Annotated in this window: 8 protein-coding genes; 3 read left to right on the plus strand and 5 right to left on the minus strand. The window is 64.6% G+C overall.

Annotation, left to right across the window (positions count from 1 at the left end; genetic code table 11):
* Nucleotides 1-138: 138 nt before the first annotated feature.
* Genes JOE32_RS02400 through JOE32_RS02415 form a run of 4 tightly spaced genes read right to left on the minus strand, consistent with a single transcriptional unit; the run spans nt 139 to nt 7,035 of the window.
* Complete coding sequence (locus tag JOE32_RS02400) at nt 139-1,377, minus strand: alginate lyase family protein (RefSeq protein WP_209981079.1); 1,239 nt, start codon at nt 1,375-1,377, stop codon at nt 139-141.
* Complete coding sequence (locus tag JOE32_RS02405) at nt 1,374-4,442, minus strand: efflux RND transporter permease subunit (RefSeq protein WP_209981081.1); 3,069 nt, start codon at nt 4,440-4,442, stop codon at nt 1,374-1,376. Before JOE32_RS02405 ends, JOE32_RS02400 begins: the two co-directional genes overlap by 4 nt.
* Entirely contained in the window at nt 4,439-5,557 is a 1,119-nt protein-coding gene (locus tag JOE32_RS02410; protein ID WP_209981083.1) for an efflux RND transporter periplasmic adaptor subunit, read from the minus strand. The genes JOE32_RS02405 and JOE32_RS02410 overlap by 4 nt, the downstream gene beginning before the upstream one ends.
* Entirely contained in the window at nt 5,554-7,035 is a 1,482-nt protein-coding gene (locus tag JOE32_RS02415; RefSeq protein ID WP_209981085.1) for an efflux transporter outer membrane subunit, read from the minus strand. Before JOE32_RS02415 ends, JOE32_RS02410 begins: the two co-directional genes overlap by 4 nt.
* 96 nt (nt 7,036-7,131) lie before the next feature.
* Here JOE32_RS02415 and JOE32_RS02420 point away from each other — a divergent pair, with 96 nt between their 5' ends.
* The 3 genes from JOE32_RS02420 to JOE32_RS02430 all read left to right on the plus strand — a co-directional run bounded on the left by JOE32_RS02420 (nt 7,132) and on the right by JOE32_RS02430 (nt 10,506).
* Nucleotides 7,132-7,821, plus strand: coding sequence for a response regulator (locus JOE32_RS02420; RefSeq protein ID WP_209981087.1), 690 nt, complete (start codon nt 7,132-7,134; stop codon nt 7,819-7,821).
* 5 nt (nt 7,822-7,826) lie between these two features.
* The gene (locus JOE32_RS02425; protein ID WP_209981090.1) at nt 7,827-9,002 is read left to right on the plus strand and encodes an ATP-binding protein; all 1,176 of its coding nucleotides are present in this window, start codon (nt 7,827-7,829) and stop codon (nt 9,000-9,002) included.
* A gap of 256 nt (nt 9,003-9,258) precedes the next feature.
* Nucleotides 9,259-10,506 carry a glycoside hydrolase family 68 protein gene (locus JOE32_RS02430; protein ID WP_209981092.1) on the plus strand — a complete coding sequence of 416 codons (1,248 nt, stop codon included), beginning with the start codon at nt 9,259-9,261 and terminating at the stop codon, nt 10,504-10,506.
* 53 nt (nt 10,507-10,559) lie between these two features.
* On the opposite strand, the gene JOE32_RS02435 is transcribed toward JOE32_RS02430, so the two are convergent.
* The gene (locus JOE32_RS02435; protein WP_209981095.1) at nt 10,560-12,872 is read right to left on the minus strand and encodes an FdhF/YdeP family oxidoreductase; all 2,313 of its coding nucleotides are present in this window, start codon (nt 12,870-12,872) and stop codon (nt 10,560-10,562) included.
* Nucleotides 12,873-12,876: the final 4 nt, after the last annotated feature.

Consider the following 12,876-nt stretch of genomic DNA (forward strand, 5'->3'; position numbering starts at 1 on the left):
GGGAATCTGCGCTTCACTGAACGGCATTAGGGCTTGCCACAACAAGCCCGCTGGCCAAGAAAAAACTGCTCCTACAACGAGCCCGCTTGCCACGCAAACCTGCTCCCTATACCAAGCCCGATTGCCACAACGCCTGCCTCACGGCACCAGTTCAGCCTTGCTCAAACCATACTCCCCCAGCGAATACAGCAAGGTCCCATACCCCAACTGATCGTAGCCGCCGCTGTCGGGGCCGTAGTCGCCGCCGCCGCCTTCGGGCTGGACCTTTTGCGCGAAGGCTTTCACATAGGGCGCGTTGAGGCCCTTGAGTACCACGTAGTGGTTGTAGAGCAACTCCCAGATCGGGCGGATATCGCCACGCTTGTCGGGCGAGATCACCTTCTGCTTGAACGCGCTGTTGATAAATGGGGTGAACGGCACTTCATGGTTCAGGTTGTACTTGGCCACATACTCGGCGCCTTGCAGCACGCGGTTGTTCTGGTAGCCGAACAGATCGTCGCCCTGGCTCCAGGCCATCTGGCAGAAGCTGCCGAGCAGGGCGATGTCGAGCATCGTGTGGGCCTGGTCGCGGCCGCTTTCCTGGACCTGGCCCAGGCCCTCGGGGTAGAGCTTCCACACGGCGTGTTCGATGGCGCCGTTGCCGGCCCCGTGCTTGAAGTAGTCGATGGCTTCGTTATAAAGATCGCGGCGGTCGGTCAACACGCCGATGGCCAGGATCGAGTTCATGTTCGCCAGGTCCCAGTTGGCCCAGTGGTGATCCGGCAGCATGCCGTCCTGATGGACCAGGAAGTCATGGTTGATGGGGTAGAACACGCTGAGCATCATGCTTTGAAATCGATGAAAGTCCTCAGCCTTCCATTTCGGGTAGCCGCGCAGGATTTCCCCGGCATTGGCCAGTTGGTAACCGTACAAGCCTGCCGCCAGGGACCTGCCGTTTTCGCCCTCGATGCCGGTGAGGGTGGAGGCCCACTGGTCGAGGATACTCACGGCCTTGTCGGCATAGGCCGCATCGCCGGAGATCTGCCAGCGCAGGGCCAGGGCATAGGCTGCCGCGGCGTCGTTGAACAGTTTGTTGTAGTTGTTGGGGCCGCCGGAGGTACGGTAAACCACCGGCACCGGGTTGGCTTGCCAGGTCAGTGACGCGTGCCTGTTGTCGATCAGCTTCTGCCAGCCCTCCAGCCAGGGATGGTTACGGTTGACGATTTTTTCGCGGATGCGCGTGAAGTCCTGCTGGGTCTGCAACAGGCCCGGGTGCACGAAGGCCCCAGTGTGTGTGGTGGAGGCGAGGGCGCCGAGACTCACCGACAACGCGCCAAGCAGCACGGCCCCTTTGGATAATTGCTGGATACCGCGCGTTGCCTTGAGCAGAACGTTCATCGTGTTGTCGCCTCTGTGTGTGGAATCCTGCGCTGCGTGAACAGCATGACGTAAAGCACCGGGATCAGTCCCAGCGTGACCAGGGTGCCAAGCGCCAGGCCGCCCATCAGGGTGATCGCCATGCCTTCCCATAGCGGCCCGGCAAACAGCATCAGCGGGACCAGCCCGATGATGCAGGTCAGTTTGGTCATGACGATGGGGCGCAGGCGTTTGACGGCGGCATTCACCACCGCGTCGTGCACCGCCAGGCCGTCCTGCAGTTCCGCTTCGATGCGTTCGAGCAGCAGCACCGCGTTGTTGACGATAATCCCCGCCAGTGACAGCAGACCGAACGTGGCCATGAAGCCGAACGGGTAGCCGGTGATCAGCAGCGCGGCCGCCACGCCGATCAACACGAACGGGATGGCCGATACCACGATCAGCACCTTGCGCAGCGAATTGAATTGCCAGACGAACAGCAACAGCATGGCCACCAGCGCGTGGGGCAGGTATTGCAGGAGCGCCTGGTTGGCCTCCGCCGAATCTTCGATCTCGCCGCCCAGCTCAATCCGGTAGCCGGGCGGCAGGCGCAGGGCGGCCACGTGCGGCGCGAGCCGTTCGACGATGGAGGTGGCGGTCAATCCCGGGGTGTGCCCGACCACGGTGATTGCCCGCTCCCCATTGCGGCGCACCAGGGTCGACGGCTCGCTGGACGCACGAATCTGTGCAATCGCCGTCAACGGCACGGGCGTCGAGCCATCGGCCGGATACACCAGAATGCCGCGCAGGTCAGGCGCGGCGCCGCTCACCGGCGCCGGCTCGCGCACCACCAGCGGCACGCGGGTTTCACCGTCCTGCAGGGACGAAACCTGGAGGCCGCCAAAATGCAGTTGCAGGGCCTGGGCGATGGCCTGGGTGTCCACGCCGGCGCGCCGCGCGCCGGGCTGATCGACCTCAACGGTATAGCGCGTGAGCCGCGTGCTCCAGTCGTCGCGCACATCCAGGGTGCCCGGCACGTGCAGCAGGGCGGCTTCGATCTGCGCAGCGAGGGCGCGCAATACGTTTTCATCCGGGCCGATGACGCGATAGATCGCCACGCCGGCCTCGGTGGTGCCCAGGGAAAACCGTTTGGGCTCGGCGCGCAGTTCCGGGTGTTGCTTGAGCAGGTAGCGGCGCACGTTGGCGATCACCGCGTCGAGGTCGCTGCCGGCCTTGACGCTGACGGTGAAGTACGCGGTCTCCGGCGCCGGCAGCGGCGGGTTGAGGCCCAGCACGATGCGCGGCCCGCCGTCGCCGACGTAGCCGATGCTGTCGACCACCGCCGGCTCCTTGCTCAGCCACACGCTGATCTCGCGCACGCTTTGCAGGGTCTTGCGCGAACCGCTGCCCGGCTCCAGGGTGATCGGCACCTGGAACTGCAAACGGTCCGACTGCGGCAAAAAGTCATAGGGCACGCGCATCAGCTCGAACACGGCGGCGGCCAGCAGCACCAGCATCGCCGCCAGGAACAGCAGCTTGTGCTGCAACACGCGGCTGATCACGGTGCGATAGCCACGGTAAAAGCCGCTGTCGTAACCCTCGTCCGCCGCCTCGTTGGGCGCGGCCCTGGTGAAATACAGGCACAGCAGCGGCGTCACCGTGATGCTCAGCAGCCATGAGCCGAGCAGCGTCAGCGCCAGCACGATGGCCAGTGAGCGCAGGTATTCGTTGGTGCTGGTCTGGCCCAGAAAGAACGGCGAGAACGCCAGCACGATCACCAGCGACGAGGTCAGCAACGGAATCGCCAGGGTCCGTCCGGCCTCCACGCAGGCCTGGCGCCGTGCCTCGCCGGCATGCAGGCGGCGCTCGATGTCCTCGGCGATCACGATGCCGTTGTCCACCAGCAAACCGAGGGCGAGGATGATCGCCGCAATCGACACGGTCTGCAGTTCGACGCCGAGCATGCGCATGGCAATCAAGGTGCCGAGAATGGTCAACGGCACGATGGCGCCCACCACCAGTCCGGTGCGCCAGCCGAGAAACAGCATCACCACCGCCATCACGATGACCACCGTCTCGATCATCACGTGCTTCATCTTGCTCATCTGCTGATCGACCACATCCGCCTGGAACGTCACCATATGGGTGGCGAACCCCAGCGGCAATTGCGCTTCCAGCTGCGCCAGACGGCTGCGCAGCGCGGCGCCGAACTGCTGGATGTTCTGCCCGTCGGCCATGGACACGGCCAGCACCACCGCGTCTTCACCCTGATAGATCGCGGCAGTCTGCGGCGGGTCGGCGGCCATCACCGACACCTGTGCGATGGCGCCGAGCGCGACCGACTGCGCGCCGCCGGCGGCGCCCGGCAACTGGATCGGCAACTGGCGCAGTTGCTCCACGCCGAGCAGTTCGCCGCTGACCGTGAGGGTGGTGCTCTGCCCGCCGATCTCGGCGATGCCGCCGGGCGCCAGCACGTTCTGTTGCTGCAACTGCTGGAACAGCTGCTGTGGCGACAGGCCCAGCCCCGCCAGGCGCTGCGGGTTGAAGTCGATGGACAGTTGCTGCTCCTGCACGCCGTGTAACGTCACCTGGCCGATGCCGGGCAAGCCGCCCAACTGATCGCGCAGGCGTTTGAGCGGCCCGCGCATCTCGCTCATGCTGTAACCGGGCGCGGTGACGGCAATGGAGGCCACGGCGACCCGACCGAAATTGTCATCCACAAACGGCCCCTGGGTGCCGGGCGGAAAGCCCGCGCCAGCCTCGGTCGCCTTGTTGCGCACCTGTTGCCACAGCACGCCGAGGTCCTTGATGTCGTCGCGGGCGGTCACCTGGATGATCACGCTGCCGGGGTGGAGGGTGGTGGCGATGGTCTTGATCTGCGGCAACTCGCGCAGTTTTTCTTCGGTGGGCCGCGCCAGCAGTTCTTCCACGCGCTCGCTGGGCAGCCCCGGGAACTGGATGCTCACCAGTGCATCGCGGAGGGTGACCGACGGTTCTTCCTGGGTCGGGAAACCGAGGAAGGTGGCCACGCCCGCCAGCAGCATCAGCAGCGCGCTGAATAACGTCAGACGGCTGGCATTCAAGGCATGCAGGGTCAGGTTGCTCATTGGGTGACGCTCAAGCGGCTGGAAGATGGCAGCAGGTTGACGGGCTGGCCGTCATCGAGAAACGCAACGCCGGTGGTCACCACCTGTTCGCCGTCCGCCAGGCCCGCGTCGATGGCGACGCGGCCCTGGTCGATCAGGCCGATGCGGATGTCGCGCAGCGTGACCTTGCCCTGGGCCGGGTCATACACGAATACCTGCACCTGCCTGGGGTCGGCGCCGATGCGCAGCGCCTGGGTCGGAATGGACAGCGGCAGCGGCGCGCCACTCACCAGATTCACCGTGAGGTTCACGCCGCTGGGCAGCGCAAGGTCGTTGGCGAGCAGGCGAAAGCGCGCGTTTTGCAGCACGCCGTTCTGCGCGCGCATCGACAGGCCCTCCAGCACCAGCGGCAGGCTTGAGCCGGGCGCGCTCGGGTCGGTGGCGACCGCGCGATCCCCCGGTTTGAGGCCGATGGCCTGTTCCACCGGGATCGGTACGATGACCTGCGCAGCATCGGCGGCCTCCAGCTCCATCACCACCTGACCCGGCGACAGCTCGCTGTACAGCTGCGCCGTGCGCGCCACGATGCGCCCGTTGAACGGCGCAACAAGCTGGCCCTGGCGCTGATCGCGGCGCAGCAGATTCAGCGCCGTTTCATCCGCGGCCTGTTGCGCGACGGCCGCTTGCCAGGCCGTTTCGGCTTGCTCCACGGCGCTGGCGGCGACGTTGCCCTGGGCAAACAACTGTTGCTGGCGCAGCCGGTTGCGCTTGCGTTCGCCGGTCTGCGCGACGCTGGCAAACAGGCTGGCCTGCGCCTGCTTCAGGCGCAGTTGCACCACTGCGCTGTCCAGGCTCGCAAGGACCTGGCCCTGCTTTACGGTATCGCCCACGTCGACGTTCAACGCGACCAGGCGTCCCGCGCCCTCAAAGGCCAGTTCGGCACGTTGGCGCTGGCGCACCACGCCGGTCAACGGCAGGCCCTCGGCATCGGCGGCGTGCACGCGGGTGACTTTCACCGACCTCACGGCCGGCTCCGGCAGCGGCTCCTCGCGCGAACAGGCTGCCACCATCAGGCAGGTCAGGCCAAGCAGCAGGCAATGGGCCCAGAGGCGAAGCGCGGAGGTGCTCACGTTCATGGTGAAACCCTGTCTGCAAAGGAGGCCAACGGTGCGCCCGACAGCGCGCGATACAGCGCCAGGCGATTGAACAACACGGGGTAGGCGGCGTTGCGCAGCTGGAGGGTGGACTCGGCGAGTCGAATCGCGGCGACCGGCTGCTCCATTTGCGCTGCCGCACCGACGGCAATCTGCTGCTCGACACGTCTGACCTGCGCTGCCGTCAAGGCCGCCACCTCGACCTGCGTGGCGGCATCGGCCAGGGCTTGCCGGCGCTGGCTCAGCAGGTCGGCGATGTCGCGGAAGGCGTCCTGCACGGTCTTTTCGTACTGGGCGACGGCCGCTTGTTGGCGCACGTGGGCCAGGTCAAGGTTGGCCTGATTGCGCCCGCCGTCGAACAGCGGCAGGTTCAGTTGCGGCGTGAACAGCCAGGCACCGCTGCCGGAGGCGAACAGGCTGCTCAGGTGCGGGCTGGCGATGCCGGCGCCGGTGCTCAAGGTGATCGACGGGAAGAACGCCGCACGGGCGGCACCGATGTTGGCATTGGCGGCGCGCAGTGCCTCTTCGCACTGGCGCACATCGAAGCGCTGCAGCAGCCGTTGCGAGGGCAGGTCGACCAGCCATGGCGGGGTGCTCAGGTCCACCGAGGGGCCGAGGGTGGCCGCCGTTGAAGGGGCCACCTGATAGTCGCTGACCCACGACAGCGCCTGCACGGCGCGCTCATGCTCGGCACGCGCGTCCTGCGCTTGCAGCGCGGCGCGGCGCACCTGCAGGCGTTGCGTGTCGAGTGTGTCCTGGGCCACCAGGCCTGCCTGTTGCTGGCCGTCGATCAGGTGCAGCAACTGGTTCTGGTGCTCGAGGAGGGTCTGGGTATCGAGCTGGATGCCGGCCTGCAAGCGCTCCTGCAAATACAGGCGCGCCACCTCGACGATCAACGCCTTGCGCGCGGCAAGGGCGCCGTAGCGTGTGGCCAGGTAGTCATGCCGGGCCGCGTCGGACAGGCTGCGGACCCGGCCGAAAAAATCCAGTTCGAAATCCGCAATGCCCACGGACGCCACCGCGATGTCCTGCCCGTAGCGCTCGTCGGCGGCCTGGTCGTGCAGGTGCTGGCGGTTGCGTTGCAGCCCCAGGCCGACGGTGGGCAGGCGCTCGGCACGAGATAGGCCGTACTCGGCGCGGGCCTGTTCGACGCGCAATATCGCCAGGCGCAGGTCGCGGTTGTAGGCCAGCGCCTGCTCAACCAAATGGGGCAACTGCGCCGAGCTATCCAGCCCGGTCAGCAGTTGTGTTTCTTCGCCGGACAGCGGCTCCACGGGGTTTTGCGTGGTGGGTGCCAGGGCGGTTACCGGTGCGTCGGTCCAACTGCCCGGCACTGGCAGCGCTGGCGTCTGGTAGGCAGGCGCCAGTGCACAAGCAGTCAGCGCGCCGTTCAGCAGCAAAACCGCACAGAGGCGTTCAGGCAGCTTGATAGGCTTGGACAGCGGTGCGGTGGTCGGCATAGCATCGGTTCGCGAAAGTCGGGGTAGGGCGATACTGACAGCGGACTTTCAATAAACCGTTCGTGAATTATCAAGGTTTCATCAAGAGGCTTCTTTGTGTCAGGAAAACGTATCCTCATTGTCGAAGACGACGCCGACAGCGCCAATATCCTCGAAGCCTACCTGCGCCGCGACGGCTTCGAGGTGGCCCTGGCCGAGGATGGCCGGCGCGCGCTTGACCTGCACAAAAGCTGGCAACCAGACCTGATATTGCTCGACGTGATGCTGCCGCACCTGAGTGGCACCGACGTGTTGTCCGCCGTGCGCCGCAGCAGCGACACACCGGTGATCATGGTCACGGCCATGGGCGACGAGCCGGAAAAACTCGGTGCCCTGCGCTATGGCGCCGACGACTATGTGGTCAAGCCCTACAGCCCGCGCGAGGTGGTGGCGCGGGTGCATGCGGTGCTGCGGCGCACCGGCGCCAGCCAGCCAGTGGAGCAGGTGCTGCGGCACCAGAACCTGCGGGTGGACCTCGACGCCTTCACCGCCGCGATTGAACAGCGTGACGCGCCGCCGCAGTGGCTGGACCTTACGCCCACCGAATTCAAGTTGCTGGCGACCCTGCTCAAGACCCCGTCCAAGGCCTTCACCCGCGACGAATTGCTGGAAATCTGCCTGCCCGACAGCGAAGCGCTGGCCCGCGTGGTCGATGCCCACGTGCATAACCTGCGGCGCAAACTGGAAACCCATGGCATCGCCGGCGTGCTGGTGACGGTACGCTCCATTGGCTATCGGTTCCGGTAATCGCCATGACTGAGACGTCTCGCGTCAACGACAAACCCCTGTGGCGCTGGGTGGGCATGCGCATGAGCCTGCTGGCGATTGGCGCGGTGGTGGTGATTGCGCTGTGCATGTGGATCAACTTCTGGGTGTCGGACTGGTATTTCCTCCAGCACCTGCCGCCCGAAGCGCGCGAGGAGTTGCTGCAACTGCGCGCCGAGCCGCAACTCAACGAGGTGCGCCTGCGTCAGTTGGTGGCCGAGTATTACCCGGTGGAGTTCTTCCAGCCGGACATCGCCAATCGCGACTGGCTGATCCTCGCCGGCCTGGTGCTGGTCGCCATTCCGATCATTATTTTCTTTGGCCTGTGGTTTTCGCGGCCCTTGTCCAGCCAGTTCTCGGCGATTGCCCAGGGCGCGCGACGGGTCGCCGGGGGGGATTTCCTCACACGCCTGCCGATCCAGCCGCACACACCGGACGAACTGCGCCGCTTGATCGGCGACTTCAACAGCATGACGACCCAGTTGCAGCGCTACGAGCGCGATGTGCGCGAGTCCAGCGCGGTGATCGCCCACGAGTTGCGCACCCCGTTGAACGCAGCCATGGGCCGGGTGCAGGGCATGCTCGATGAGGTGTTCCCCAGCGATGCCGTGCAACTGAGCATGGTCAAGCGCCAGCTCGACCAACTGCGCAAACTGGTGGATGACCTGCACCTGTTGTCGATGGCCAGGGCAGGGCGGCTGGTGCTGGAGCGCGGCGAGTTCTCCCTGGCAGCGCTGGTGAGCGAACGCCTGGCGTGGTTCCAGCCGCAACTGGACGAGGCCGCCATCAAGACCCACGTCAGCATTGCCCGCACGTTGTCGATCAATGCCGATCGCGATCGCCTGGGCCAGGTGCTCAACATCCTCATCGACAACCTGCTGCGCTACGCGGCCGGTGGCGGCGCGTTGACCATCACCGCGCAGCAGGTCCAGGCGCGCATCGTGATCGAGATCGCGGATCGAGGGCCGGGCATCGAAGCCGAGCACCTGGACAGCGTGTTCGATCGCTTCTGGCGTGCGGAGCGCTCCCGTGCCCGTTACTCCGGCGGCAGCGGGCTGGGCCTGTCCATCGCCCGCGCGATCTGCCAGGCCCATGGCGGGTCGATCACCGCCAGCAATCGCGAGGGCGGCGGCACCCTGATCAGGGCGGAATTTTTGCTGTAGCGGCCGGGTTGGTTATATAGCAATCTTGATTGATCTAGTTGTAAGTAGTTGCTCAAGGCCATCAACTTGCCATGTTGTAGATAGTGGCCTTTGACTCCTTAAATAATTTTTCATAATGCCTGTTGCAAGTTCTATGTTAAACCTTGTTTCGCACTATTAGCGCTGTTGGACTGAATGCCATTAATCATTCGAAGTCATCGTGCGCCTTGAATTCAAATACCGCTTGTCACTTGAGCGTCAGTAAAAGGACATCAACATGAAACCTGCGAATCACACACCCACACGCTGGACCCGGGCTGATGCGCTGAAAGTCAATGAAAATGACCCGACTACCACGCAACCGTTAGTACGGCCTGACTTCCCCGTCATGAGTGACACTGTCTTTATCTGGGACACCATGCCCCTGCGCGACCTCGACGGCGCGGTGGTTTCCGTCGATGGCTGGTCGGTGATCTTCACGCTCACCGCCGACCGCCGCCCCCACGACCCGCAGTTTATCGATGCCAACGGGCGCTATGACATCAAGCGCGACTGGGAGGATCGCCATGGCCACGCGCGCATCTGCTACTGGTATTCACGCACCGGCAAGGACTGGATTTTCGGCGGCCGTGTCATGGCCGAAGGTGTGTCGCCCACCACCCGGGAATGGGCAGGCACGCCTATTCTGTTAAATAACAACGGTGATATTGACCTGTATTACACCTGTGTTACGCCGGGCGCGACCATTGCCAAAGTAAAAGGCCAGATCGTGACAAGTGAAGAAGGCGTGCAACTTGTCAATTTCAATAAGGTGAAGTTTTTATTTGCGGCAGACGGCACTTATTATCAAACCGAAGCACAAAACGCGACGTGGAACTTTCGGGACCCGAGCCCGTTTATCGATCCGCAGGATGGCAAGTTATATATGGTGTTCGAAGGCAATGTAGCCGGCGAGCGCGGCACTCATACGGTCGGCCCTGATGAAATGGGCCTGGTCCCGCCGGGGCATGAAGAAGTCGGCGGCGCGCGTTTTCAGGTGGGCTGTATCGGCATCGCCGTGGCCAAGGACCTGACGGGCGAAGAGTGGGAAATACTGCCGCCTCTGGTGACGGCAGTCGGCGTCAACGACCAGACCGAACGCCCGCATTACGTATTCCAGGACAACAAATACTACCTGTTCACCATCAGCCACAAGTTCACCTATGCCGACGGCGTTACCGGCCCGGATGGCGTGTACGGCTTTGTCAGCGAACACCTGTTCGGCCCGTACCGCCCGATGAACGCCTCCGGGCTGGTGCTCGGTAATCCACCCGCGCAGCCTTTCCAGACCTACTCGCATTGCGTGATGCCCAACGGCCTGGTGACGTCATTCATCGACAGCGTCCCCACTCAGGATGGCGACTTCCGCATCGGCGGCACCGAGGCGCCCACCGTCAGAATCGAGCTGCACGGCGACCGCTCGTTTGTGCGCGAAGCCTATGACTACGGCTATATCCCGCCAATGCGCGATGTGGTCTTGAGCTAAGCGATAAACCCCCGCTTGCCTGCGTGCAGCAGGCAAGCGCCTTGCGGCCACCTTCAGTGGCCGTTTACCCTTTTCGCGCTGAGCCGCACCGGCACCGATTTGGCGGCCGGCACCTTGCTGCGTTCGGCGTGGTGCCACAGCGGCAGCAGCGGGTTGCATTCAGGGTAATACGCGGCGGCACAGCCTTCGGGAATGTCGTAGGCGATGATCTCGAACGGCCCCACCTGGCGCTTTACCGCAGGCTCGATGGCTGTGGTCAGCATGACCTGCTGGCCGGCCGCGAACCCCAGGCGCACGATGTCGTTGGCATGCAGGAAAATGACCTCACGGGTGCCGCTTACCCCGCGAAAACGGTCGTCGAACCCATAGATGGTGGTGTTGAACTGATCGTTGCTGCGCAGCGTCATCAGTTGCAGCACATCGCGGTCAGGTTCGGCGAGGTTGACGTCATCGTCTTCGGCGAGGGTCACGGGGGTGACGAATTGCGCCTTGCCGCTGGGCGTCTCCCACTGTCTTTGCGCGGCGGCAATCGGGCGATGGAAGCCGCCGGGCTCGGCCATGCGGGTTTCCATGTCGTGGAAAATCTTCGGATAGACCGTGGCGATGGCGGTCCGGATCCTGGCGTAGTCGTCGTTCCAGGCTTGCCAGTCGATGGTGCAGCCGTTGGCGAGGGTGGCCATGGCCAGCCCGGCGACGATGCTGGTTTCGGCGCGCACCTGCGGCCCGACCGGTTCGGCATTGCCGCGCCAGCTGTGGATGCAGCCGGTGCTGTCCTCGGTGGTATACAGCTGCGGCACGCCGTTCTGGCGATCGATTTCGATGCGTCCCAGGCAAGGCAGCAGCCACATGGCGCGCGCGGGCAGCAGGTGAGTGCGGTTGAGCTTGGTCGCCACTTGCACGTTCAACTGCAGATTTTGCCAGGCCGGTTCCATGCGCGAGGTGTCGGGAATCGCCCGCAGGAAGTTGCCGCCCAGGCCGATGAAGCCGCGCACACGGCCGTCGAGAATGCCTTCGCAGGCATCCACCGTGCACAGGCCCTTGTGCGGCGGCACGCTGAAACCGAAGTGCTGTTCGATCAGGTCCACCGGGACTTTCTTCGGGTCTTCGGTAATGCCCACGGTGCGCTGGCCCTGCACGTTGGAATGGCCGCGCACCGGGCAGATGCCCGCGCCCGGCTTGCCGATATTGCCGCGCAGCAGCAGCAGGTTGACCAGCATCTGCACGTTCGTCACGCCGTGTCGGTGCTGGGTGATGCCCATGCCATACACCAGCATCACGCGCTGGCTGCGCGCATACACGGTGGCGGCGGCTTCCAGCGCGCCACGGGTCAGCCCGCTCTGGCGTTCCAGTTGCGCCCAGTCGCAGCCGCGTACGTAGGTGGTGAACGCCTCGAAGCCTTCGGTGTGGCTGGCGATGAAGTCATAGTCCAACACCGCCGGCGTGCCGTGCTCGGTGGCCTGGTCATCCATGGCCAGCAACGCCTTGGCGATGCCGGTGATGGCCGCCGTGTCGCCACCAATGGCGACCTGGTGGTATTGGGTGCTGATCAGGGTCGACTCGGGCGTGAGCATTTCTCTGGGCGACTGCGGGTTGACGAAGCGCTCCAGGCCGCGCTCGCGCAAGGGGTTGAAGGTGATGATCGGCACGTCGCGCCGGCGTGCATCCTGCAGTGGGTGCAGCATGCGCGGGCTGTTGCTGCCGACGTTCTGGCCAAAGAAGAACAGGCAGTCGGTGTGCTCGAAATCGTCGAGGGTCACGGTGCCCACCGGCACCCCGATGCTCTCCTGCAACCCCACCGAGGTGCTTTCGTGGCACATGTTGGAGCTGTCGGGCAGGTTGTTGCTGCCGTAGGCACGGGCGAACAGCTGGTACATGAACGAGGTTTCCAGCGACGCGCGCCCCGAGGCATAAAACACCACGCTGTCCGGGTCCATGGCCTTGAGCTGCGCGCCGATGTCGCGGTAGGCCTCTGCCCAGGAGGTTTCGCGGTAGCGGTCCGTGACGGGGTCGTAGCGCATGGGGTGGGTCAGGCGACCCTGTTGCTCCAGCGCATAGTCCGACCATTCGCGCAGCTCGCTGAGGCTATGCTCGGCAAAGAAGGCCGGGTCGGTCTTGAGTGAGGTGAGTTCCCAGGCGGTGGCCTTGGCGCCGTTCTCGCAAAACTCCAGCGCATGGGGACGGCCGGGTTTTGCCCAGGCGCAACTCACGCAGGCGAAGCCGTCCGGCTTGTTCTGTTTGAGCAATGCCGCCGGCGCTTTACCCAGCGCCTGTTCGCGCCACAGGATGCGCATTACCGATTGGGCAGAACCCCATCCGCCACTGGCGTGGGGGTAGGGCTGGAAGTGACTCTTGGGGTAGATGAGCATCAGG

The organism is Pseudomonas sp. PvP025 (genome assembly GCF_017832155.1).
GTDB lineage: Bacteria > Pseudomonadota > Gammaproteobacteria > Pseudomonadales > Pseudomonadaceae > Aquipseudomonas.

Bases quoted from the DNA above. Each gene is read 5' to 3' on its own strand.
- JOE32_RS02425 (WP_209981090.1), top strand. From the start codon at position 7,827: ATGACTGAGACGTCTCGCGTCAACGACAAACCCCTGTGGCGCTGGGTG.
- JOE32_RS02405 (WP_209981081.1), bottom strand. From the start codon at position 4,442: ATGAGCAACCTGACCCTGCATGCCTTGAATGCCAGCCGTCTGACGTTA.
- JOE32_RS02430 (WP_209981092.1), top strand. From the start codon at position 9,259: ATGAAACCTGCGAATCACACACCCACACGCTGGACCCGGGCTGATGCG.
- JOE32_RS02435 (WP_209981095.1), bottom strand. From the start codon at position 12,872: ATGCTCATCTACCCCAAGAGTCACTTCCAGCCCTACCCCCACGCCAGT.
- JOE32_RS02415 (WP_209981085.1), bottom strand. From the start codon at position 7,035: ATGCCGACCACCGCACCGCTGTCCAAGCCTATCAAGCTGCCTGAACGC.
- JOE32_RS02410 (WP_209981083.1), bottom strand. From the start codon at position 5,557: ATGAACGTGAGCACCTCCGCGCTTCGCCTCTGGGCCCATTGCCTGCTG.
- JOE32_RS02400 (WP_209981079.1), bottom strand. From the start codon at position 1,377: ATGAACGTTCTGCTCAAGGCAACGCGCGGTATCCAGCAATTATCCAAA.